This is a genomic window from Mucilaginibacter lappiensis, from assembly GCF_900155965.1.
Lineage (GTDB): Bacteria > Bacteroidota > Bacteroidia > Sphingobacteriales > Sphingobacteriaceae > Mucilaginibacter > Mucilaginibacter lappiensis.
Genome location: NZ_FTMG01000001.1, coordinates 18165 through 43326 on the forward strand (window position 1 = coordinate 18165; position 25162 = coordinate 43326).

Here is a 25162-nt window from a genome sequence, read left to right on the forward strand (position 1 = left end):
CAATGTTTATTTACCGCTTTTTTCGGGTAGCATTTTTATCAACTCTTTTTCGCCGTTAAGCAGGTAATAGGCCACAAATTTAAGCGGTTCTGTATCCGATTGGTTATCGAAATGCGCTATGGGTGTATTTGCCGGTTCATAAAAAGCATCGCCGGCATGTAAAACTCTGGCCGACTGCCCTTCTGCCTCAAACAATACCGTTCCGGAAACGATGTACCCCATCACCGGTATGGGATGCAGATGCCTGCCCGTTTTTTGTTTTGGTTTAAATGTGATCTCGCGAACATCAACACTCGAAACGTTACGAGCAGGAAACTCCGCCATGAATATTCTTTTGCGGATGATGCTATCTTTTAAAGTAACATAACCTGCGGTGTTTTTTACAGGGCTTAAATTAGCTGCATTTACCGCACCGGCAAATGCAAGGCTGATCATCATAATTACAACTAAGTTTTTCATGTAGTTATGACTATTTAAACCCGAAATTGTTTCAATACGATTTAGACAATCCCAAATTCCCTCGAAGAGAACCTAAGGGAATAGAAAATATCACTAAATATATCGAACACGAAAACCATCGATCTCCTTCTCTGCTGAAGAGAGAACATCTACTATACTGTTAAACCCATCCCCCAGGCTTACCTTACTCCTATCAGCATTTCTCCAGATTAATGTAACGGGCAAATCAATCGAACTTGTCAAACAGTCCCAAAGGGCATCCAGATTTTCGCCATAATACTCCGGAAATGTTAATTTTTTTTTAATCTCCAAATGAAAATCATTTATGGTTTTAATTCGTTCTCCTTCAATAGTTATTTCCATAATTTTTTAGCCTTACAACGAATGCCGGGTTCTGTCTTAACTCCAAAAGCCTTAGAGTTCCCCTCAGAAAAGAAATCTAAACAGTAGATGCAATAATAAAAATATTCTTTTATAACTTTAAAAATCGCCGACCAGTGCATCTTTAACTACCTTATATTGGCTAAACCTTTTAAATCAAATGTCTTTGAACAACCCTCCACGTACATCTTCCTGGTTCAGTAAATTTTTTGAAGGATTATATGTATATATCGCTTTAGCCGGTGTTGCCAATATGTTACTGCCTTTGTTTTTTTATGAATATTTAAAAGTATCGGGCCAGTCTCTGTTTTTTATAATAATTAATTGGGGAGGTCCTGTTTTTATGCTGCTCATTGTTATTTATTCTGTTTACTGGCAGGGTAAAGAAAAAACAGCGGACTTTAATTCGGGCATAAAACATGCCTGGTTACGAGGCGTATTACGTTATTTTCTTGCTTTTGATATATCTATTTACGGCTTTGGCAAAATTTTCAGAACCCAATTCGGGCATATTTATTCACGTGATGATCTGCCGGTTGGAAATTTAAGCGGCTTTGAGCTTACCTGGAATTATTTCGGGCACTCCTATACCTTGGCGATTATTTTAGCTGTGTTGCAGATAGGCGGCAGCATTTGCCTGCTTTTCAGGCGAACAACCTTATCAGGTGTTTTTATTCTGTTGCCTGTAATGTTAAACGTTGTGCTTATTAATATTTTTTATGATATCGCTTCTGCAGCCTTCATCAATTCTTTAATCATAACCTTCGGTTTACTGTATCTTTTATTGTTGAGGTGGCAGGACATTAAAGCGTTCCTGTTTACTAAGAACACCGAAATACCCCTCATACAATTACCGTTTTTAAAATGGTTATTAAGGGTTTTGGCCATAGGAATGGCTTTTTTTAATATATATCATTTTGTCGCCAACGCGCCAGCAGCAGCTTTTGAGGGGAAATGGAAAGTAGATGAGTATAAACGAAACGGTAAGGTGATTGGTAAAAACGACTGGCAAACCAATCCAGCGTCCTGGTGCAAGGTTTATATGGAATCCTATGGCCAATTGTCCTTATCGCCAAACCCGTATATATTTGATAAAGAAAGGGCATGGTTTGGTGGTTATCGATATGATGCAAGCAAAAAAACATTAAACATCGTTTTCAAAGACAGCCAGACAGATACCACCAAAGTTAAGGTGAGCAATTATGATAGGAAAACAATGCAGTGGAACATGATCATGCGCGGTGATACATTGCAAATGAAACTTATTAAAGAGTAATAATTTAAAAGTACAAGAGATAAGCAAAATCCGAAATCAAAACCTACACATTCCCCCAGCCCAGTGTCAACACATCGGACAGGTGCATGGTTTTAATAGGTAGACTGTTCTTGTCGATATAACTTTGCAGGTGCAGCAGACAGGAAACATCGGTGGAGATAATGTACTCCGCTCCTACGGCCAGGGCATTGTCAACCTTTTGCTGGGCCATAGCGGTGGATATGCCATCAAATTTAACGGCGAAGGTACCGCCAAAACCACAGCAGGTTTCGTTGTCTTTTAAGTTAAGTAATTCCAGACCCAATACTTTGGAGAGCAACTGGCGGGGCTCGTCCTTGATCTTACATTCACGCAGCGCGGCGCAACTGTCGTGATAAACGGCTTTACCATCGAGCTCGGCGCCGAAATAATCGAATTGCAGGATGTTCACCAAAAAATCAGATAGCTCGTAGATATTGCCCTGTACGGCCCGGCATTTATTGTGTACGGCAGTATTAGTAAACAGATCATTATAATAATTTTTCACCATACCCGTGCAGGAGGCTGATGGAGTTACGATCACGCTATCATCCGAAAAATCATTCAGAAATTTGCTACCTACGGCTTTGGCCTCGTCCCAGAAACCGGCGTTAAAAGCGGGCTGACCGCAGCAGGTTTGGTTAGGATTAAAGCTTACTTTACACCCTGCTTTTTCCAACACCTTTACGGTATTAAAAGCTGTATCAGGGAATAACTGATCAATAAAACAGGGTACAAATAACTCAATCTTCATCTCTTACACCAAATTACACGGCACTTAGCTCCGCATTTTGCTTTACCTTTTTTTCTGCCGACAGCAAAGAAAACAATAATATTAAACCTATTATAAAAAAGATGGCCAATACCAGTACCGAATTACGCGGACTGCCGGTGAGTTCTTCAAAAAAACCAAAACTGAACACTCCACCTACTATCGCCAGCTTTTCGGTAACATCATAAAAACTGAAGAACGATGCAGTGTCCGTAATGTTTTCGGGTAAATATTTTGAATAGGTGGAGCGCGACATGGATTGAATGCCCCCCATCACTAAACCCACCACTGCCGCTACCACATAAAACTGTGTAGCTGTAGTAGTTAGATAAGCAGCAGCACATACCCCTATCCAGATGATCACTACGGCAATCAATACCCTTACGTTTCCATATCTTCCAGATAACCGCGACATTAATGTTGCCCCGCCAATGGCCACCAGTTGTATAATTAAAATGGTAGTGATTAATGCCGATGTAGGCATGTGCAATTCTTTAGCCGCAAAACCTGTGGCTACCAGCATAATGGTTTGCACGCCCATGGAATAAAAGAAAAACGCAGGAAGATACCTTTTGAGTAAAGGCATGGTTTTTACTTTTTTCCAAACTTTACCTAATTCTATAAAACCACCTTTGATGATATTATGATCATGACTAACCGCATTGGGGCTTCCTTTTGGTAATACAATGAAAGGAATAAGCGCGAAACCCATCCACCATACGCCTACCAGTAAAAATGATAAACGGGCCGGAAAGGTTTGGTCGACAATACCAAACAGCTCTGGTTTTAGCACAAACACAAAGCAAATAAGCTGCAGCAATACACTACCAATGTAACCGTAGGTAAATCCTTTGGCGCTCACGTTGTCCTGCATGTCGACCGTAGCAATTTCGGGTAGATAAGAGTTATAAAATACAAAGCCGCCGCTGTAGCCTATAGCAGCCAGGGCGAAGGCTATTATGCCCAGTTCGATATGATTTGCGTCGAAAAAATAAAGCACCCCACACGCCAGGGCACCTATAGCCGTAAAGAACTGCATGAATATCTTTTTATTCCCCTTATAATCGGCAATGGACGACAGTATGGGCAGCAGTAAAACAATGATCAGATAAGCGACCGATAAGGCATAATCAGAAAGTGCGGTATTGACAAAGCTTTTGCCAAAGAAGGTTACCCTGCCGCCATTAGCCTTGGTAATAGCCACATAATAAGCCGGGAAGATGGTAGAAGTGATGACCAGGTTGTAGGCAGAGTTGGCCCAATCAAAAAAGGCCCATGCCCTGATGGTTTTTTTATTGTTTTTGGTTTCCATTGAACAATAAAAGTATACAAATTTTAGTATTTGCGAAACGGGTATCAAACATATGAATTATAAAAATACGCCATGATTATGAATACATGAGGTAATACTGGTTTAATTTTTGAGGGAAAAGAGCATTTTAGTGTTTTCAATGTTGTATGCAGCAACTGAAATACATCTTTTTTACAAATCAGTTGGTATGGGAACCAATAGTGGCGATCCGGGAAAGTTAGTACTTAAAGGATCTGCCCAAAATGACTAATGCGATGAAGGAAAGCGACAAAACAAGCACTATAACTACAGAGATACCCCATTATACCGAGGCTAAAGCGTTGCTTTTACAAGCGAACAGCGCTCATGGCGGCAGCGAACTCGATATGATCAAAACGATGCGCTACTCTGCTACTATCATGGGTGTAAAAGCGGTATCCTATGTGGATATCCCAGGCAACAGGATACGGATAGAGCTTTGGGAAAACGGTACGGTAGTTTCTGTTGAACAGGAAGAAAATGGCGATGGCTGGCAGTGGCTTAACGGCAGAAAAGCCGCTATGCCACCCGCACGGATAGCGGAGATGAAAAGCACATTCTATTCGGGTTTGTTGGGATTACGCAAACCAGCCATTAACCAGATGCAGGTGTTAAATATGCAGAAGCTAAAAAACAACACTTACTCGGTTTTATGTAAGCTTGAAGGCAACGATTATATTTTTGCCATCAACGATCAAAACCAACTGGTGGCTGAAGCCAATAAAACATCCGGACGGACATCTATATCTGTCCTGTCACATCTGCGCCTGGTGCAGGGTATTATGATCCCTTTTCATGAGGTGGTAACATCGGGTATAAAGAAGCTGGTTATTCAATATGACAGCTTTGAGATCAATCCCGCATTTAATGCGGATACGTGGAGTGTGCCCGCGGGGATGTAGGAAAGAATTATATAAAGGGCGTAGAAATAAAAAACATGTCATTACGAAGAGGAGCCCCACCCAACCCTCCCCGAAAGGGAGGGCTTTAAAATATTTACCAAAAGTCTCCCCTTCCGGGGGAGATTTAGAGGGGGCTTCGCAATGACATGGGGGTTATAATCGCTAAGCAGCCTATTTAGCGCTCCATTTTTGCTGTAAAAGCTTGATGAAATATCCACCAACCACACTGCGTGCCTGGAAACCTACCTGCTTGCCGTTGGTAGTTTCGTGCCAGTCGCTCAGTGGTACATGAGTAGGCGTTTCGGTAGCATACTGGTAAACCGGGTTAACCAGCGCCTCAAAATCTGCCTTATTTTTGGCTAAGGTAGCTGTCCAGATGATCCAGTCGCTTTTGGTATAAGTTTTACGGCTATCCAGCGGTATACCATATTTATTTTGTTTGGTTAAATAGAATTTTATCTCACGATCATAAACCGATTGCGGGAATAGGTTTAAGCCCAGTATTTTGTCCCAAACAATATTATATTTTTGGCTCCAGCTGTCTTTTTTATCAAACACCAGGGAATAATGATCACCGGCATCAGCCATTTTCATCCATTTAGATACCATATCCTTTGCCATAGCTCTGTATTTTGCGGCCACATCCTTTTGACCGAGCAGATCAGCCAGGTGGGCATAACAGCCAACCCCAACAATAGCTTTGGCCGATAAGTTAGCATTACGTGCCAGGTGACCGGCAAAATCATCCGTACATAACTGGTTGGCAGGATCTAAGCCTTCTTTGGCTAAATAGTTTGTCCAGGTGGTTAATGTTTTCCAATGCTTTTTGGCATAGGCGGGATTATTGCCATTGGCCCTTACTATAGCCGCTGTTAAGGCCAGCATGTTGCCCGATTCTTCCACTGGCATTCCCTCGCCGTAAGTTTGGCCATTGGCTAAAGGATAGGTACCCAGATCATGAGCTGCGAAATCATGTGCGAATTTGCCGGTCTCACTAAAATAGAAGATTCCATTCAGCATACCCTCCATTAATTTTGGATTGTAAAGCAGGAACAAAGGCGCCGACGGATAGGTAACATCAACCGTATTGATAGAACCATTGCTAAAATTCTCTTTCGACAGGAATAAAATTTCACCTTGCGGACTTTTCACCAGTGTATGAGCTGAGATAGCTTGCCTGTAAGCCAGTGCGCACAGTTTAGCGAATGGCGTACCGCCTGCGTTCTGAGCATCTTTATACATAGAGGTATTAAACGCGGTACATTTTTGCAGCACAGCCGGATATTCCGCAGCGGCTTTCGCCAATATCTGCTCTATAGTTTTGGTCTGTGCGTTTTGCCACCAGGGTTTTAAATTAGTGTGGAAGTATTGTACGGGCGTAATATCATCATAACCCAGTTCTACAAATTTAACCACGGCTGTTTTACCCACTTTACCAAAAGGTATCACGGTATTTAAAACCAGGTTAGTCCCCTCCTTTACGGTCGATTTACTGTCACCACTGAAAAATGAATCAACCGATTGCTTACCCGTACTTATATATTGTTGTGCATTGGCTGTTTTAGGTACAGCCACGTACATATATCCCCAGTCGATGCGCAGGTCGTCGCCTTTCTTTTGCAGTATAGGTTGCTCTATGGTACCTGCTTTTAAAACAGACAGTGAACCCGATGTATATTGCTGCGTGGTTACCGGTTGCTGTGGTGTATTACGCGCGATATCTGCCGATGCACTGAAGTAAACCTTTACATCATGCGATGCACCATCATTTGATTTAACCTTATAGCTGATATACGATACCGGGCGTGACAAAAGATTCAAATCATTCATCAGCAATGGCGAAGTGAAAGTAAGCTGCAGATCAGCCTTTCCACATTTAAAATTGTAAATGGTTTGGGTAGCATTTATGGTTACACTGGTTTGTTTTGCCAGTTTCAGAGCAGCATGGCCTGTTGGTTTGAGCTCATCGGCTAAACCGGCATCAAGCCAGGCACCACCGCCTGTGTTGGTACAATGCAAGGCCAATACGTTTTCGCCTTTTTTCAGAGCGTTAACAGCAGAATCATTCAATGCAAAATATTGCAGATCGCCATTGGCGCCACCTTGTTCGTTTACTTTTTTACCGTTGATATAAACCTCGGCTTCATCATCATGGTGCAGCCTTAGCCAAAGTTTATTAAAGTTCAGATCATTGAGTGTAAAAGTACGGCGCACCCAGATATCACGACCTGTCCATAAGGTTTTTGCAGCGGATTTGTCGTTACTGAAGGGAGCAGTCCCCGTTTTCCAGCTACTGTCATCAAATTTGACCGATGCCCAATCTTTGGAGGGTTCTGCCTCTGTAAACTTACAGGTATAAGGTTTTTCGTCGGCAGCAGCCAGTACGGTTTTATATTCAACCGACTCTTTGCCCATAAAACGGTAAACAGTACCGTCGACTTTGATCAGACCTAACAGCGATTGATCTTTACCTGTCCAATGATGTGTGGTAGATTCGTTCAGGTTATCCGTGAACGACCAGATACTGAAATAAGGATTGTGAGTAATGAGCGGATAAGCAGGCGCTTTGGTAACCTGTGCCCGGGCCAAAAAGCCTGCTAACATAAGGCAAACAACAAATGGGAACCTTTTCATGTTTTTATAAATGGTTTATACAATATGGAATTATAGAGCCGTAAATATTTGCATTTTCCGGCTTAAAACAGATACACCACCACAAAAAGCGTTAAATTGACGATTAATTGAGACGATATGTAGAAGATGTGCAGATGAGGTCAGATGTGCGGATATGTAAATGTGCGGATATGCAGATTAAAAAGTTAAATCATCAATCAATTATCCTCATTTGCATATCTGCACATTTACATATCTGGTTTTACTTAAACAGTTCAAAACTATATTGGGCTATGCTCCAGAACTCATCAAGGGCTATGATGCGGGGTTTAAAAAAGGAAATAAGTGCGGGCCAGTCGTTACGATTAAAGATACTTGCAGATGGTAACGTTTTGATGATGCGGCTTACCAGTTTATTGTTTTCGTCGCGGGTGTGCGGTTCCCATTCCCATTCTTCGTTAAGATTAGTATCGAATACTGTTTTCAGCTCTTTGAATTGCTCAAACATCAGTTCCTGCATTCCGGCGTCCGGATGTGATATTTCGATAGCGATATAAGCCTCGCGGTTACCGGTTTGCATTTTAAAGTTAAGATGTTTGATACCGGTTTTATAATTGATCCAGTTAATTCTTAAACCATCGGCCGATAGTTGCGGCGCTATATATTGCCCAAATGCGGTCCAAAAAGCCTGTCTTATCTGTGATGCCTCGTCTTTTGAATACAATGTATTTTTGATGATTTTACTGAGCCTGTAAAATTATGGAAAATATTGGCAACGACATTTTACTGAGCAATTTTCAAGATTATATTTTTTTTCTACGATACCTATTGTAATGAAACTATAATAATTATCGTTATGGTATGTATTACAATTAAAATAAAAAGACAAATCATATGGTAACCTTGTCACAATTACCTATAAATATAGTCTTACTAAATATACTTAAATCTATGAAAACACCTACCTACCTCGTTTTGTTGCTTATTATTTTTTCATCGTACAGTGCCCGCGCAGCTGATAAATACACCGCGGGTTATTATATCGACTCCACACAGCATAAAGTTGAAGGCTTGATTGCCTTTGACGGTACAGATTGTGAGAATTTTTTATTCAAAAAACAACTTGGCGATAAAACGCTTAGAATAAACGTGGCCAAATGCCCGCAATTCCATATGGGCGATCATGAGTATGTGGCTATTGGCCAGATTGATTTTGTAACCATCATCCGGAAAAGACATATCAATAAGGCCTTTGCCGAGCTTTTAGAGTCGGGCAATGTAAAACTCTATATGATCGGGTTAGCACTATCCAGGATGGATGCTGTCCACAAGGCAGCTGCCGTGGCTACAGAACTCTCTGACAATGCTGCGGGGGGCAATATGTCTGGTTATTTCACTAAAAAGCGTATTTATTATTATGTAAAGAGGGATAGTGAAACTCAATATACCCTGGTTGAGCATCGCAAAAGCAAATTCAAAAGGCAGATGGGGGCCTACTTAAAGGATAAGCCGGAGGTAGTGGCACAACTGAATAAGAACAAAGATTATAACTTTAATAATATCGAACTGATTGTTCATGCTTATAACGGTAATTTACCTTTGACTACAAAGTAGGTTTTATCAAAAAATGACTAAAAAAGCAGCCCATCAAGGCTGCTTTTTTGATATATAGGATCCGCTGTTAGAACCTATCCCAAAATGCTGGTGGCTCAATACCCAGGGTGCGCAGGTAAACATAAGCTTGCGCGCGGTGATGAATCTCGTTATCAATTGCATAAAGTATAGTGCCAATATTTTTATTTTCATATGCACCAAAAGCCAATTCAACTTCTAAAAAACGCTCTATTGAAATTTGCGGCCAATACTCATTAATTTGCTCAGTTATCTGATCCCATTGCTTCAAAATTTCGGCTTTGGCTTGTGCCGGTATATTTCCCGAAGAATGATCAAGCAAGGTATTCCACTTCCCGGTGATGATCCCATTAATGCCATAATGAGATATATCCATAATTTCAATAGTCATCACACCAAATGAACGCATCCCTCCTAAGGAGTAATCGAATAGTTTATCTTCGGGAAAAGCCTCAATAACTTTCCGGGTTAATTTGCGGTGACCCTGCCAGTGGTTTAGTAAAGCTTCTGACGAAATAAGTTGAGCAGTTGAATTGTTTACTTGTTGTTGGATTGCATTTGTTTGCATGGTTTCTTTTGTTTTGATTATAGAACAAAGAAACCACCGGCTAGTGACAGCCTTATGTCAGTAGTATAAAAGAAATTTGATATATATATCTTTGAATTATTTATTTTTTTATAAGTTTACCGCAACTTTAGGGGTGTCCTTTAATGGACTGAGATAATACCCTTTGAACCTGATGCAGTTAGTACTGCCGAAGGGAAAAGTGACGATAACCCTATGTGGTTATTTTTTCTTTCCTCCATGCAACGGGGCCATTCCTAAAGTTGAGATTTTAGAAACAGAATGGAAATCACCGTAAATCAACAAGTTTACCAGGTTACAGACACGTGCAATGTGCAGCAAATGCTGACTATTGTATTCGAGGCTTTGCCAAAAGGCATAGCCGTAGCCATCAACCAGACCATTATTCCACGAGCCAGCTGGGCCGATCATCAGATTAGTCCGCAGGATCAAATTGTCATCATCAAAGCAACACAAGGGGGATAGCGTTAGATGTGCAGATTTCAGATGTGCAGATATGCGGATGTGAAAATGAAATACTATACTCCTCAATAAAAATCACTAATTCACTAAATCAATAATTCAATAATTATTCACGGATGAAGCAAGAAAAAATTCCAACCGGTAAGGTATTAACTACCGATCCGTTCCCGGCCTCCAGAAAAGTTTTTGTAAAAGGCGAGCTGCATGACATCCAGGTAGCCATGCGCGAGATCAGTTTAAGCGAGACCAAACTGCATGGCCGTTTTGGCGAAACAGAACCCAACGCGCCGGTTACCGTTTATGATACCAGCGGCCCCTATACCGATATTAACACCACTATCGACGTTAAAAAAGGGCTTCCACGTTTGCGCGAGCAATGGATCATGAACCGGGCTGATGTAGAACAGTTGGAAGGCATATCCTCTCAATATGGGCAGCAACGTTTAAACGATAACAGCCTCGATGAACTGCGTTTTGCTTATGTAAGCAAACCATTGCGGGCAAAACCCGGCATGAATGTATCGCAGATGCACTACGCCAGGAAAGGCATCATTACCCCCGAGATGGAATATATCGCTATTCGTGAAAACCAGCGTATTGATCTGTTAAAAGAGCAATTGAACGGGCAATACGAGGTGATGAGCCATCAGCATCAGGGCCACAGTTTTGGGGCAAATACCCCAAAAGGATATATCACGCCCGAGTTTGTACGCTCGGAAGTTGCTACCGGTCGTGCCGTGATCCCTTCCAATATTAACCACCCCGAAATTGAGCCGATGATCATCGGTCGTAATTTCCTGGTGAAGATCAATGCCAACATCGGAAACTCGGCCGTTACTTCCAGCATTGAAGAGGAAGTTGAAAAAGCGGTATGGGCCTGTCGCTGGGGGGCAGATACCATCATGGATCTGTCTACCGGGAAAAACATCCACGAAACACGCGAGTGGATCATCCGCAATTCACCCGTGCCCATTGGTACTGTACCCATTTACCAGGCACTGGAAAAAGTGAACGGTAAGGCTGAGGACCTGACCTGGGAATTATTCCGGGACACGCTGATTGAGCAGGCAGAACAGGGCGTAGATTATTTTACCATTCACGCAGGGGTGTTGCTGCGTTATGTACCGCTCACGGCCAAACGCATTACCGGTATTGTATCACGTGGGGGCTCTATTATGGCCAAATGGTGTCTGGCCCATCACAAAGAAAACTTCCTGTATACCCATTTTGAAGAGATCTGCGAGATCATGAAAGCCTATGATGTTGCATTTTCCTTAGGCGATGGCTTACGACCAGGCTGTATTGCCGATGCCAATGACGCTGCCCAGTTTGGAGAACTGGAAACTTTAGGCGAACTCACCAAGATTGCCTGGAAACATGATGTGCAAACTATTATTGAAGGTCCGGGCCACATCCCTATGCACATGATCAAAGAAAATATGGACAAGCAGTTGGCTCATTGCGGGGAGGCTCCATTCTATACTTTAGGACCGCTGACTACAGATATTGCTCCGGGTTATGATCATATCACTTCAGCTATTGGCGCCGCCATGATCGGCTGGTTTGGCACGGCTATGCTTTGCTATGTTACGCCAAAGGAGCATTTAGGATTACCCAATAAAAAAGATGTAAAAGATGGGGTGATCACTTATAAAATAGCTGCCCATGCAGCCGATCTGGCTAAAGGGCATCCCGGCGCGCAATACCGGGATAATGCCTTGAGTAAGGCGCGTTTCGAATTTAGGTGGGAAGATCAGTTTAACCTCTCACTTGATCCAGATACCGCACGGGAATTTCATGATGAAACCCTGCCCGCCGATGGCGCTAAGATCGCCCACTTCTGTTCCATGTGCGGACCTAACTTTTGCTCGATGAAAATTACACAGGATGTACGGGAATATGCCAAAGAAAATGGCGTAGACGAAGCAGCCGCGCTGGCAAAAGGTATGGAGCAAAAATCAAAGGAGTTTACGGAAAAAGGAAGCGAGATATACCTGTAAATAAAATAGCACAGAATCAAGCTGTCATGCCGAGCCAGTCGAAGCATGGTGGGTAGGCCTCTGCGCACGAGTCTTCGACAAGCTCAGACTGACAGGCCATTTTTACAATATTGCTGTTAATATATGCAACTGATAGTTATTTCGCATCCCGATTCGGTAGTTAACGAAGCACAGGTAATCAACCAACTGTTTGATGCTGGCCTAACACGTTTTCATTTGCGAAAACCCGATTGGAGTGATGAACAACTGGTCGATCTGCTAAGGCAGATTGACCAGGCATTTTATCCGTATATCGCTTTACATCAGCATCATCACATCGCCATAGATTTTAATATCAAAAGGCTGCACTATACAGAAAAGCACAGATTAGCTACAGAACCGGGTAAACTGATAATTCAGAAAGAAGAAGGCTACGTATTGAGCACATCAATTCATAACATAACTGAATTGAATTCATTAATACCATTTGATTATACCTTTTTCGGGCCGGTGTTTAACAGCATATCCAAACCAGGTTATCAAAGTAATCTGACTGAAGATTTCAATATCAATCAAAATGATAATCAACCAAGGGTTATTGCCTTAGGTGGTGTGGAATATTCGAACCTGGATAAACTAAAACTTATGGGTTTCGACGGTGCAGCAATTTTGGGTACGATATGGAACGATCCTACGCAAGCCATCACCAACTTCAGGAAATTACAGGAATACCTTTTAACAAAACAAACATGATTGATAAACTTCATTATATATCGCAGCAACCATCAAACGGAACGCATCTCACGGCTATAAAAGCCGCATTAAGCGCCGGATGTAAATGGATCCAACTCCGGGTAAAAGATCAACCCGAATCTACCATCCTGGAATACGCATTGGAAGCCCAGACGCTATGCGCGAAATATGGCGCTAAATTGATTGTAAATGACCATCCGGAAATCGCGCTGAAAGCAGGCGCTTACGGTTTGCATCTCGGTTTACAGGACATGCCCATTGCCGAAGCACGACAAATACCAGGCAGCCAAATAGTCATCGGCGGCACAGCCAATACCTTTGAGCACATTGAGCAAAGAGTTGCAGAAGGCGCCGATTATATTGGACTGGGCCCCTATAGGTTTACCAAAACCAAGCAAAAGCTAAGCCCGATTTTAGGGCTGGAGGGTTACCGCGAGATTTTAGAGAAAGTAAGATCAGCGGGTATTAATATTCCCATAATCGCTATAGGAGGTATTGAACCAGATGATATTGCGGCTATCATGCAAACTGGGGTACATGGTGTAGCAGTTTCGGGAGCCATCACGCATGCCGTCGACGCTACACAAACCACTCAATACATATATCAGCAATTAAACACAACCGCTTTAAAAGAAGCATAAAATTAAAAAGATGTTAAAAATAGCCGGTAAAACATTCCATTCTCGTCTGTTTACGGGAACAGGTAAATTCAGCTCATCCTCGTTAATGGAAGAAGCATTAGTGGCTTCAGGATCCGAACTGGTTACCGTGGCCCTGAAACGCGTTGATGTGAAAAACAATGAACAGGACGATCTGCTGATCCGCTTAAAATACCCGCATATCAACCTGCTGCCCAATACTTCGGGTGTACGTAACGCCAAAGAAGCGGTTTTTGCCGCCCAATTGGCACGTGAGGCACTGGAAACCAACTGGATAAAACTGGAGATTCACCCTGACCCCAAATACTTAATGCCTGACCCTATCGAAACCCTGAAAGCCACGGAAGAACTGGCTAAAATGGGCTTTGTGGTGTTACCCTACGTTCATGCCGATCCCGTTTTGTGCAAACGACTGGAAGATGCGGGCACAGCGGCAGTAATGCCGCTAGGTTCACCTATTGGTAGCAACAAAGGCTTAAAAACTATTGATTTTTTAGAGATCATCATAGCACAAAGCAACGTCCCGGTTATTATCGATGCCGGTATAGGTTCACCATCTGATGCAGCCAGGGCAATGGAAATTGGCGCGGATGCCGTATTGGTCAACACCGCCATCGCTGTTTCTGGCGATCCGGTACGTATTGCTGCAGCTTTTAAAATTGCTGTAGAGGCTGGCCGAATGGCTTTTGAAGCGAAACTGGCCTCCCCTGTTTCACATGCCGTTGCCAGCAGCCCCCTAACCTCTTTTTTAGATGCATAGCTTTAACGACATTTTTGAAACCTATAACTGGGACGAGGTAAAAGCCAGCATCTACGCCAAAACCGGTGCTGATGTAGAAAAGGCTTTGTCATCTACCAAACGTACACTGGAAGATTTCAAAGCGCTGGTTTCGCCCGCGGCTGCCCCCTATCTGGAGCAAATGGCACAGCTTAGTCAGCAGCTTACCCTTAAGCGCTTTGGCAAAGTGATCCAGATGTATGTGCCGCTTTACCTATCCAACGAATGCAGTAATATTTGCACCTATTGCGGCTTTAGCTATGATAATAAGGTGAGGCGTAAAACGCTGTCGCCCATGGAAATTATGCAGGAGGTTGCGGTAATCAAAGCCATGGGCTATGAACATGTACTTCTGGTGACCGGCGAAGACAACGTGACAGTTCATGTAGAGTACTTTAAAAAAGTGCTGGAACTTATTCGTCCGCATTTCGCGCACATCTCCATGGAGGTACAACCCATGGATCTGGGCGATTATGAGCAACTGACACCCTATGGATTAAACACCGTATTGGTTTACCAGGAAACATATCACCGGGAAGATTACAAAAAGCATCACCCGAAGGGAAAAAAATCCAATTTTAAATATCGCCTCGAAACACCCGACCGGCTCGGGCAGGCGGGTATCCATAAAATGGGTTTGGGAGTATTAATTGGTTTGGAGGACTGGCGGACAGATTGTTTTTTCACCGCCCTGCATTTGAATTATCTCGAAAAGAAATACTGGCAAAGTAAATACAGCCTGTCGTTCCCCCGGCTACGCCCCTTTAGCGGTGGATTGGAGCCTAAAGTTGAAATGAACGACCGGGAACTGGTTCAGCTGATCTGTGCTTATCGCTTGTTTAATGAAGAGGTAGAACTATCCATCTCCACCCGCGAATCGCCGCATTTTAGAAACAACATCATCAAACTGGGGATTACCTCTATCAGTGCAGGATCAAAAACAAATCCCGGAGGATACGCTGTTGAACCCGAGTCATTGGAGCAGTTTGAAATTTCAGACGAACGCAGTCCGGCTGAAATTGCCAAAGTGATCTCTCAGCAAGGATATGAACCAGTGTGGAAGGATTGGGATAATTGTTTAACATAGCCTCACCCTGCCCTGAGGAAGGCATTCAAAATTAAAAAATGTTAGAACGTGAAGAACTAAAACTATATAACCGCCAGATCATATTACCCGAATTAGGACTGGCTGGGCAGGAAAAATTAAAAGTCGCCCGGGTATTGATGATAGGCGCCGGTGGTTTGGGTTGCCCCGTTTTACAATACTTAGTGGCTGCCGGTGTTGGCCATGTAGGTATAGTTGATGCTGATGTGATAGATATCAGCAATCTGCACCGGCAAATCCTGTACTCCATTGCCGATGTTGGAAAACCCAAAGCCGAAACAGCTAAACAAAAGCTGGAATGGTTAAACCCTTTTGTAGAACTAACCGCTTACGAGGAAAGATTAAACACTGAAAATGCGGCAAGGCTCATTAACCTATATGATCTAATCATCGATGGCTCTGATAACTTCACCACACGCTACCTGGTTAATGATACCTGCGTGGCTTTAAATAAGCCATTGGTATTTGGCTCCATTTTTAAGTTTGAAGGTCAAGTATCGGTATTCAATTACCAGGATGGGCCAAACTATCGGGATGTATTTCCGGAGCCCCCTCCTGAAAATGAAGTACCCAATTGTGACGAAACGGGCGTTATTGGCGTTCTGCCGGGTATCATCGGTACCTATATGGCTAATGAAGCTATCAAGATCATCTGCGATATAGGCGAAACCCTATCCGGTAAACTATTCAGCATGAACGCGCTGGACAATAGCATGAATGTTTATAAAATAACTAAACAAAGGCAGGCAATTTCAGCACCGGTCGCTGCGAATCTGGCAGCATCTCCCGATCGTGAAATCAGCATGGAAACTTTAAGCAATTGGCTGGGAGAAACACCTGATGAGATATGTATCATTGATGTGCGGGAAACCTATGAGTTTGATGATTACAATATAGGCGGGCTAAATATTCCCCTATATGAATTGCAGGAATCTGTAGATATCATACCTGTTGATAAAAAACTGGTATTCATTTGCCAAACCGGTCAAAGAAGTAAAATAGCCCTGCAATGGACAGAATCGCATTTAAAAAATGAAAAATACAGCTTGAAGAATGGGATTAAGCATAATCTCTGAACAGGCGGGCCATTTTGTTACAAAAGTGGGTTTACATGGTTTACACATTTCATGGTTAAAATTTAATTAATTACCTTATAATCAAATAATTAAATATTTTTTTGTCATTATATAAGCTAATTAATGTAAACCCACTTAGCGCAAAGTATTCCATGTCATTAAATAAGTTTTGCCACTTCCCTTAGTGTCATTTACACATTTGCCTATTTGCACATTCGTACATCTGAAAACCGCTCATTTATCCTAAATTCGCTGTCGTTATTTATACCGGAGCAAAGCATTGAGCAGTACAGAAACACAGGATGGCAACCATCATTTTATTTTCAGAGGTGTCACCCTGGAATCAATAACCAGCAGGGATATTGCCCAGCATAATCCGGCTGGTTTCTATACCGACGAAGATGCTGGTCGATATCTTGTACCTACCAATTTAGCTGTTAACGAAGGTGTATTCCATCACCCTAAAAATGACGCCTTCCCTACTGTTACGGTATCACAGGATGCCGAACAATTGCTGCTCACCTGTTCCTGTACCAGCAAACCCGGGAAATTATGCGAACATGAGGCTATAGTGCTGCAAACCATTCTAAAAAAGGAAGAATTTGCCGTATTCTTTAATACGCGGATTCGTCATCAAAAACTAAAAAACGCAGCTATACCTTATGGTTTGGAAAATGAGCCTAATCCCGATCAGTTTTTCCGGATCGAACTGTTGTTTAATAAGCTGATCATCAGTCCGCATTCCCCAGATCTTTTTCCGGTAACCAAAGAAAGCCTAAATACCCTGCGCACGATGATATCTTCGGGGCCGGAACAAACACCAGTTTCCTCTCCGACCGATAATGAACAAACATACTTTGTGGTGATCCGTGAGCATAAATATTACAAGTATCTGCATATAGAACTTTTCGCTTCGGCCCTGACCAAAGAAGGGAAATTGAAAAACCCGCTAAACCGCCTGGAGCCTATGGATCTGGTCTGGAAAACTACCGATCATGAGGAACTGAAATTTTACACCGGCATCAGCAAATTCCAAAATAACCTTACCGGAAAAAGGACAGAAACAGATCTGGCAGCCTTGCGGGCCATTGTCAAAAATCCAATGGGCTACCCTTTTTATTATCAGGATACAGAAAAGGGAGAAAAGATAAGCGCTTCTTCACTTCTACCGGTTAAAGTAGCTCAACTTCCTCAAGGGGTGCAATTACGTGTAAAACCCGACGGGTCTTTTTTTGAGTTGTCGCTTGATATCAATATAAATGGCGAACACCATACCCTAAAGGATCAGCGTATCATGTTCAGCTATTTTCTGCTGAACGATGATACCTTATACCTGGCCGACAATCTACAAGCTTTAAATGTGATGAGTTTCCTGAAGCAAAGGCCGGGCAATCTCCTCGTTCATCAATCCAAATACCCTTTGATCAAAAGCCAATGGCTGGGTAAACTGGAGGATACTATTGATGTAAAATATCAGCATATCCAACCCGCCACACCAAAACAGTTGGAACAATTGGGCTTTAACCAGGAAGCTGAAAAGATCATCTACTTATCAGATTTTGGGAGCCATGTCATGCTGATTCCGGTAATGCGGTACGGGGAAGCCGAAATACAGGTTCGTACTAAAAAAAATATCTATGCTACCGATGCTAAAGGGAAAGAGTTTCTGGTACAGCGTAATGAACCCGCAGAAAAGGCCTTTATAGCCAGCCTCATCGGGCAACATCCTTATTTTGAAGAGCAGGCTGATGATGACCTACACTATTTTTACCTGCACAAGAAACATTTCCTGAATGAAGGTTGGTTCCTGAATGTATTTGAGCAATGGCGTAATCAGCTCATCACCATATTGGGTTTTAATGAGATTGAAGGTAACCGGCTTAGTCCTTACAAAATCAGTATCGACATTAAAGTGCTGAGCGGCATGAACTGGTTCAATACCATTATACAGGCAAAGTACGGCCAGAAAAAAGCGAGTTTAAAAGCTTTGCATAAGGCTATCCGCAACAAAAGTAAGTTTGTACAGCTTGATGACGGCACCATGGGTATCCTCCCCACCGAATGGATAACCAAATTTGAAAGTTATTTCAATGCCGGTGAGGTTGTAAGCGATGATACTTTACATACACCTAAAATAAATTTCACGGCTATTGAAGAGCTTTATGATGCCGAAGTATTAGCAGAAGAAGTTAAACAGGATTTGCGAATCTACCGGGAAAAGTTTTCAAACTTTGAAACAATCATACCCGTTGATGTGCCAGCCGAACTGCTGGGTACCCTTCGCCCATACCAACATCAGGGATTAAACTGGCTCAATTTCCTGGATGAGTTTAATTTTGGCGGTTGCCTGGCCGACGACATGGGGTTGGGAAAATCGATACAAGTGATTGCCTTTATCCTGTCGCAGCGTAAAAAAGTTAGTCAGAATACTAACCTGATTGTTGTGCCTACTTCCCTCATTTTTAATTGGCAGCAGGAAATACAAAAATTCGCGCCTTCTATCCATTTACATACACTTTACGGAGCCGACCGTGTAAAGGAGATCCATGATTTTGACCGGTACGAAGTTGTTTTGACCAGCTACGGTAACATGTTTTCTGATGTTCGTTTCCTGAAAGATTACCATTTTAACTACGTCATTCTCGATGAGTCTCAGAACATCAAGAACCCATCCTCCCAAAGGTATAAGGCCGCTCGTTTATTAAAATCACGAAATAAACTGGTGGTGACCGGCACCCCTATCGAAAATAACACCTTTGATCTTTATGGTCAGCTTTCCTTTGCCTGCCCTGGTCTGCTGGGCGGGAAGCAATATTTTAAGGACATTTACTCTACCCCAATCGATCAATTTAAAAGCAGCATCCGTGCCGCCGAATTACAGAAAAAGATAAAACCCTTTATTCTGCGAAGAACCAAGGAGCAGGTAGCCAGGGATCTTCCGGAAAAAACGGAAATGATACTGCATTGTGAAATGGGTGCCGAGCAAAAACGGATTTATGATGCTTACGAAAAGGAATTCAGGGAATATATATCAGCCATCAACAATGAAGAGCTTAAAAAAAGCCCGATGAACGTATTGAAAGGCCTTACCAAACTTCGTCAAATCTGCGATTCTCCTGTTTTATTGACCGGCGACCGGCTGCCAGGTAAAGAGTCGGCTAAGATTGATACGCTGATTGAACAGATTGAAAGTAAGTCTCCCGAACATAAAATACTGGTATTTTCGCAGTTTACCGGCATGCTTGATTTGGTGAGTAAGGAACTGCATAACCGGAAGATACCCTTTGTTCAGCTAACCGGCAAAACCCGTAACCGTGAAGCTGTAGTACAATCCTTTCAGCAAGATCATAACTGCCGCGTATTCCTCATCAGTTTGAAAGCCGGTGGTACCGGACTTAACCTTACCGAAGCCGATTATATCTACCTCATCGATCCCTGGTGGAACCCGGCAGTCGAGAACCAGGCTATTGACCGTGCTCACCGCATAGGGCAAAACAAAAGAGTGGTAGCCATAAGACTCATTTGCCCCGGTACAGTAGAAGAAAAGATCATGCAGGTACAGGAAAACAAAAAAGACCTGGTTCATGATTTGGTTAAAACAGACACCAACATTCTCAAAGCCCTATCCCGACAGGATCTGTTGGATTTACTGACGCCTTTACATGTTTTATCGGATTAGGTTGCTTCGCGGAGTTATAGATACATTATATAATGCCTTAGATGATAACATCTTTTAAATTTTCAAGAGGTTTTAAGCAAGAAAAAAGGCTCTTAGAAATCTATCTAAAAGCCATTTCATTTTCAGGTAAGCGCTACTGAAGTTAATTAACTTTCTTCCAAACATCTTTTCCAAAAGCCAAAACCTGGGTAATACCGCCGGAATTATTACCGGTAAACTGGAGAGTAAAGCCAGGCGCTGTTTTTGCAAAAAAGTCTAATGGGCTAGCGGCAGCAAAACCAATTTGTTTGTTGTCCCATAATTGATTTAAAACTAATCCATTGCCGGTAGAAGTGATTTCTATAAAAGTTCCTTCTTTTTCTGTGAACTCATACTTGCCCTCGAATTTTTTTAACTCCTGTGCAGTTAATTTTACTTCAACAGGGGCATGGTAGCCATCATTATTTCTAACCCAAACATCTTTTCCAAAGGCCAAAACCTGGGTAATGCCGCCAGCATTATCGCTGGTAAACTGGAGGGTAAAGCCGGGATTCGTTTTTGCAAAAAAATCTAACGAACTTTTGGCTGCAAAATCAATTTGCTCATTATCCCATAATTGCTTTAAAACTAAGCCATTGCTGGTAGAGGAGATTTGTATAAAGGTTCCTTTTTGACCTTTAAGCTCGTAATAACCCTCAAATTTTTTAAGGTCTTGTGCAATTAATTTTACTTCGACAGGGAGATGGTAGTTATCATTTTTAACCCAAACGTCTTTCCCGAAGGCCAAAATCTGGGTGATGCGGCCTGCATTGTCGTTGGTAAACTGGAGGGTAAATGATGCGTTTTCTTTTGTTGAAAACGTCAATGGGCCGGTAGCTGTAAAGTCAATTTTCCTGTTATCCCATAGTTGTTTTAAAATAACGCTCTTGTTGGTAGCAATAATTTGTATTAAGGCCCCTTTTCTGCCTTTCATCGCGTAATAACCTTCAAATTTTTTAAAATTCTGCGTTGTTTCGATCGCGTTTTTATGTAATCCACTTGCACTTAACGGATTGATAAGGAGATAACTGGCCGCAACCAGTAGCAGCACAAACGCATATTTGTACGCATTTGGGTTAGGTGATTTTTTTAAATTCATCATTTTAATACGGAGTTTAATTTTTGAAGAACTATATAGATTGGTTAATTGGTATACCTGACTGACTTTAAGTGAGTTGTACAAAACACTAAGCTGATAGTTTTTTTTATCAACGCCGCTGCTGATCACTTCGTGATCAGCAATGTATTCGTGGTTGAGCTTGATGCAGCGTTTTAAGTATAGCAATAGTGGGTTGATCCATAGTATAGCATGCACCAGTTCAACAAATAATATATCTATACTATGCGATTGCCGTATATGCACATTTTCATGCACAATGATTTGCCGGAGTTCACTATCGGTAAAAAGTTCTTTGTTAATGACCAGGTAATTGAAGAATGAAAATGGTGCCGTTCCATCAAAAGCGCAATAATAAATGCCATCTATAAATTGTTTATCGGTGTTTTTGATCAGGATACTGATTTTGAGCACTTTTATGATCGATCTAACCAGCAAAACAGTACTAATTAATAAATAAACACCGGTTAAAATTTGTATTAGTGAAGGACGTGTAAAACCCTGGTTAACGACAACGTAAGCATTGTTAACGTGATTAGTAATCATTTGTGAATTACCAATAGTTGTGTACAGGCCGTTTAACGGGTTGGCTGTTGTTATCTGCCGCTGTATCGGCTCAAAATGCGGAGAACTCAGCTCTGGCAAAAGAGGCAAAAACAGCGATAGTACTAAACTGAATAGTAAGTAAAACCTATTCTGCTTAAATGACTTATCGTTTCTGAGCAACAATACATAAAACAGGAACAATATGGACATCACCACATTGGCCTTTAAAAGATACATAACTAATGATTCCATACCACTGAAATTTATTTGTTCTTATCCTCTATCATTTTAATGATCTCTTTTAGCTCATCTAAGGATACTTCATCCTCCTCGGCAAAAAACGATACTACGTTTTTCATGGAATTACCAAATAGCCCAGCTAAAAGCGGCCTTACAAACTTCCTGGTGTATTCCATCTTAGATATTATTGCCGCATAACGGTACGTACTTCCGAAGTCTTCAAATTTTAAAAAACCCTTATCGGCCAATCGGCGCATCATGGTTGCTACTGTGTTAATGTGAGGTTTGGGGTCAGGCAGGCCATCGCGCACTTCCTTAACAAAGGCCTTTTTTAACTTCCAAACCGACTGCATTATGGCTTCTTCTTTTTCGCTTAGTCGTTTCATAATACAAGTATAAAACTATTATTGTAATTACACAACTACAATTGTAGTTTTTATAAAAATATATTTAGGATCACTTTTGACGAAAGTGTCAGAGTTTGGTAGTTTTATTTCTTGATCAATAGAAATTAGAAACATCATCAAGGTCCCAGTCCCGGCAAGATTTGTTGGATTTGCTGATGCCTTTGTTTATTTTATCAGATTAGTTGAAAAATGGAGATTCGAATCCCTTCTTCCGTACAAAACAACAAAACCCGACTATTATCAGGTTTTGTTGTTTATCGTAAATAAAGTCAATTTGGGGTTTTGCTTATTACCAAATCTTTACTCTTTGGTTTTCTGGTTTGTAATTTTTATCATCAGGCTGTACATTAAATGCCTTATAAAAGGGGGCAAAATTCATTAAGGGGCCATTTACACGCCACATGGCCGGTGAGTGCGGATTAGTGTTTACGTAAGTGCGAAGAAATGCATCTCTTGTTTTCACCCTCCATATCCTGGCAATAGATAGGAAGAAGCGCTGATCTGGGGTAAAACCATCAATTTTAACAGAACCTTTTCCCTGTTCCGTCATCTTAAATGCATCATAGGCAATAGCAATGCCACCATTATCGGCGGTGTTTTCACCCAATGTCAGGGCTCCCTTTATATGAACAGTATCTAAAACGGTAAATGAGCCGTATAAATCGGCTAACTGTTTTGTTTTCTCCCGAAACTTTTGATAATCTTCCTTTGTCCACCAGTTTTTTACGTTACCGTCCTTATCAAATTGTGCACCCTGATCATCAAAGGCATGCGTCATCTCATGACCAATCACCATCCCTATGCCTCCATAATTGATGGCATCATCTGCCGAAAAATCAAAATAAGGGAATTGTAAAATACCGGCGGGGAAAACAACTTCATTAAAAGATGGATTATAGTAAGCCGTAACCGTAGATGGTGTTGTACCCCATTCTGTTTTATCAACCGGCTTGTTCAATTTTGCCAATTCAAAATTATAATCGTTTTGGTTAAGCGAAAGGATATTTTCAAAGTATTTGGTTCTATTAATCTGCACCTTATCGTAATTCCGCCATTTATCAGGGTAACCTAATTTTTTGGTAATAGCGTATAGTTTTTCTTTTGCTTTTTGTTTGGTGCTATCACTCATCCAATCCAAATGATTGATCCTGTTTTCGAAAGATTTTTGCAAATTGTTTACTAATGCAAGCACACGTTTTTTTGCATCCTCATTAAAATATCGTTTTACATACAATTGCCCTAAAGCCTGCCCTAAGTAGCCGTCAACATTTTCGGTCATGATCTGCCTGCGGGATTTTTGCTTGGCTTGCCCCGATAATACTTTACTAAACTCAAATGAGGCATCCACAAACGGTTTACTAAGCGTTTCAGCATAGTTTTCGAGTGTACTTGCTTTTAAATAGATTTTCCAGTCATTTATGGATATTGATTTCAGTTGTTCATTTAACTTATCGTAATAAGCAGGTTGGGCCATATCAATAGAGTCGGTTGTGGCGCCTAAGTCGGCAAGCAATGATCCCCAGCCTATATTAGTTTGTGTTTTACTGATGGATGCAACTGCTATTTTATGATAATTTGCGTTTACATCTCTTAGTTCAATATTTGTTTTATGTGATGCTGCGTTTTGTTTTTCGATGCTGTAAGTAACATCTGCATCCTTAGTAGCTGAGGCAACATCACTACCTGTTAATTGAAATAAGGTATGGATGTATTTTTTATAGGCTTGCTGAATGAGGAGTGTAGATGAATCTGTTTTAAAATAATAATCCCTTTCAGGCAAGCCAATACCAGTTTGAGAAACATGGGCAATGTTGATGCTGCTGTTTTTATTGTCGGGATAAATACTAAAGCTAATAACCGAGCGGTTCCCTCTTTTTAATTCCGCTGTTACGAATTTGATCAGCGATGGTATGTTATTAATAGCATCAATACGTGCAAGTATTGGCTTAATGGGTTGGTATCCACGTTGGTTAATGGTAGCCATATCCATACCTGAGGCATAAAAATCACCTACCTTTTGTTCAACGCTTCCCATATTATTCCTGGTTTTCGAAACACTGTCCAGGATGTTTTGCAACAGTTGCTTTTGGGGGATGTTCATAAAACTATATGAACCTACGCCCGATTGATCGCTGGCAATTTTTGCGGTGTCATACCAGCGCCCGTTAACATAGCGAAAGAAATTATCGCCGGGTTTTGTCAGGGAGTCAATTCCGGCTACATCAACAAAACCCCTCTTGTGATCATCCCGATAATTCCATGCGCTCAAAACGACTAACGCAACGCACAGATAAAATACTTTATTCATAAACTGCTAGATTTTTTTTAAAGTTACTGATTTTTTTGCCCGACAGTAAAATGACCAAGAGAAGAT

General features: G+C 41.7%; 21 protein-coding genes and 1 riboswitch. Of the genes, 11 read left to right on the forward strand and 10 right to left on the reverse strand.

All coding sequences use genetic code 11. The features are described from left to right. Nucleotides 1-6 precede the first annotated feature (6 nt). Together BW976_RS00105 and BW976_RS00110 are read right to left on the reverse strand one after the other, a co-directional pair. A complete protein-coding gene (locus BW976_RS00105) occupies nt 7-459 on the reverse strand; it encodes a cupin domain-containing protein (protein WP_217696187.1) in 453 nt (150 codons plus the stop codon). Between the two features lie 93 nt (nt 460-552). Continuing rightward, the gene (locus BW976_RS00110) at nt 553-822 is read right to left on the reverse strand and encodes a barstar family protein (RefSeq protein ID WP_084191980.1); all 270 of its coding nucleotides are present in this window, start codon (nt 820-822) and stop codon (nt 553-555) included. A gap of 178 nt (nt 823-1000) precedes the next feature. Between BW976_RS00110 and BW976_RS00115 the strand changes: the two genes are divergently transcribed. Further along, nucleotides 1001-2116 carry a hypothetical protein gene (locus BW976_RS00115; protein WP_076369200.1) on the forward strand — a complete coding sequence of 372 codons (1116 nt, stop codon included), beginning with the start codon at nt 1001-1003 and terminating at the stop codon, nt 2114-2116. A 43-nt stretch (nt 2117-2159) separates the two neighbouring features. Here the strand turns inward: BW976_RS00115 and BW976_RS00120 are convergent, their stop codons facing one another. Both BW976_RS00120 and BW976_RS00125 read right to left on the reverse strand, forming a co-directional pair. Next, complete coding sequence (locus BW976_RS00120) at nt 2160-2888, reverse strand: (Fe-S)-binding protein (protein WP_076369202.1); 729 nt, start codon at nt 2886-2888, stop codon at nt 2160-2162. A 13-nt stretch (nt 2889-2901) separates the two neighbouring features. Then, a complete protein-coding gene (locus BW976_RS00125) occupies nt 2902-4218 on the reverse strand; it encodes an MFS transporter (RefSeq protein WP_076369204.1) in 1317 nt (438 codons plus the stop codon). A gap of 242 nt (nt 4219-4460) precedes the next feature. Between BW976_RS00125 and BW976_RS00130 the strand changes: the two genes are divergently transcribed. After that, entirely contained in the window at nt 4461-5138 is a 678-nt protein-coding gene (locus BW976_RS00130; protein WP_076369206.1) for a hypothetical protein, read from the forward strand. A gap of 171 nt (nt 5139-5309) precedes the next feature. Here the strand turns inward: BW976_RS00130 and BW976_RS00135 are convergent, their stop codons facing one another. Continuing rightward, nucleotides 5310-7772, reverse strand: a complete 2463-nt coding sequence (locus tag BW976_RS00135; RefSeq protein ID WP_076369208.1) for a glutaminase family protein — start codon at nt 7770-7772, stop codon at nt 5310-5312. Between the two features lie 241 nt (nt 7773-8013). Then, nucleotides 8014-8475 carry a DUF4268 domain-containing protein gene (locus BW976_RS00140; RefSeq protein WP_076369210.1) on the reverse strand — a complete coding sequence of 154 codons (462 nt, stop codon included), beginning with the start codon at nt 8473-8475 and terminating at the stop codon, nt 8014-8016. A gap of 227 nt (nt 8476-8702) precedes the next feature. Here BW976_RS00140 and BW976_RS00145 point away from each other — a divergent pair, with 227 nt between their 5' ends. Then, entirely contained in the window at nt 8703-9365 is a 663-nt protein-coding gene (locus tag BW976_RS00145; RefSeq protein ID WP_076369212.1) for a hypothetical protein, read from the forward strand. A 67-nt stretch (nt 9366-9432) separates the two neighbouring features. On the opposite strand, the gene BW976_RS00150 is transcribed toward BW976_RS00145, so the two are convergent. Then, nucleotides 9433-9951 carry a DinB family protein gene (locus BW976_RS00150; RefSeq protein WP_076369214.1) on the reverse strand — a complete coding sequence of 173 codons (519 nt, stop codon included), beginning with the start codon at nt 9949-9951 and terminating at the stop codon, nt 9433-9435. 119 nt (nt 9952-10070) lie between these two features. After that, nucleotides 10071-10164, forward strand: a riboswitch (TPP riboswitch). A 66-nt stretch (nt 10165-10230) separates the two neighbouring features. Between BW976_RS00150 and thiS the strand changes: the two genes are divergently transcribed. From thiS to BW976_RS00190, 8 genes are all read left to right on the forward strand, one after another. Continuing rightward, the gene (gene thiS / locus BW976_RS00155) at nt 10231-10434 is read left to right on the forward strand and encodes a sulfur carrier protein ThiS (protein ID WP_076369216.1); all 204 of its coding nucleotides are present in this window, start codon (nt 10231-10233) and stop codon (nt 10432-10434) included. Nucleotides 10435-10547: 113 nt separating this feature from the next. Then, nucleotides 10548-12431, forward strand: coding sequence for a phosphomethylpyrimidine synthase ThiC (thiC, locus tag BW976_RS00160; RefSeq protein WP_076369218.1), 1884 nt, complete (start codon nt 10548-10550; stop codon nt 12429-12431). Nucleotides 12432-12554: 123 nt separating this feature from the next. Beyond that, on the forward strand, nt 12555-13163 hold the full coding sequence (locus BW976_RS00165; RefSeq protein ID WP_076369220.1) for a thiamine phosphate synthase: 609 nt from the start codon (nt 12555-12557) through the stop codon (nt 13161-13163). Further along, nucleotides 13160-13804 carry a thiamine phosphate synthase gene (locus tag BW976_RS00170; RefSeq protein ID WP_076369222.1) on the forward strand — a complete coding sequence of 215 codons (645 nt, stop codon included), beginning with the start codon at nt 13160-13162 and terminating at the stop codon, nt 13802-13804. Before BW976_RS00165 ends, BW976_RS00170 begins: the two co-directional genes overlap by 4 nt. Nucleotides 13805-13814: 10 nt before the next feature. Further along, on the forward strand, nt 13815-14582 hold the full coding sequence (locus tag BW976_RS00175) for a thiazole synthase (protein ID WP_076369224.1): 768 nt from the start codon (nt 13815-13817) through the stop codon (nt 14580-14582). Then, nucleotides 14575-15687: a 2-iminoacetate synthase ThiH gene (gene thiH / locus BW976_RS00180; protein ID WP_076369226.1), complete on the forward strand. Its 1113-nt coding sequence runs from the start codon at nt 14575-14577 to the stop codon at nt 15685-15687. Before BW976_RS00175 ends, thiH begins: the two co-directional genes overlap by 8 nt. Before the next feature lie 38 nt (nt 15688-15725). Next, nucleotides 15726-16781, forward strand: a complete 1056-nt coding sequence (moeB, locus tag BW976_RS00185; RefSeq protein ID WP_076369228.1) for a HesA/MoeB/ThiF family protein — start codon at nt 15726-15728, stop codon at nt 16779-16781. 280 nt (nt 16782-17061) lie between these two features. After that, nucleotides 17062-20460 (forward strand): DEAD/DEAH box helicase, encoded by a 3399-nt coding sequence (locus BW976_RS00190; RefSeq protein ID WP_076369230.1) that lies wholly within the window; start codon nt 17062-17064, stop codon nt 20458-20460. Between the two features lie 142 nt (nt 20461-20602). Here BW976_RS00190 and BW976_RS00195 read toward each other — a convergent pair whose 3' ends face one another. The 3 genes from BW976_RS00195 to BW976_RS00205 all read right to left on the reverse strand — a co-directional run bounded on the left by BW976_RS00195 (nt 20603) and on the right by BW976_RS00205 (nt 25096). Further along, nucleotides 20603-22393: a M56 family metallopeptidase gene (locus BW976_RS00195; protein ID WP_076369232.1), complete on the reverse strand. Its 1791-nt coding sequence runs from the start codon at nt 22391-22393 to the stop codon at nt 20603-20605. A gap of 11 nt (nt 22394-22404) precedes the next feature. Next, nucleotides 22405-22767, reverse strand: a complete 363-nt coding sequence (locus BW976_RS00200) for a BlaI/MecI/CopY family transcriptional regulator (RefSeq protein WP_076369234.1) — start codon at nt 22765-22767, stop codon at nt 22405-22407. A 310-nt stretch (nt 22768-23077) separates the two neighbouring features. After that, nucleotides 23078-25096, reverse strand: coding sequence for a M13 family metallopeptidase (locus BW976_RS00205; RefSeq protein WP_076369236.1), 2019 nt, complete (start codon nt 25094-25096; stop codon nt 23078-23080). Between the last annotated feature and the right edge of the window lie 66 nt (nt 25097-25162).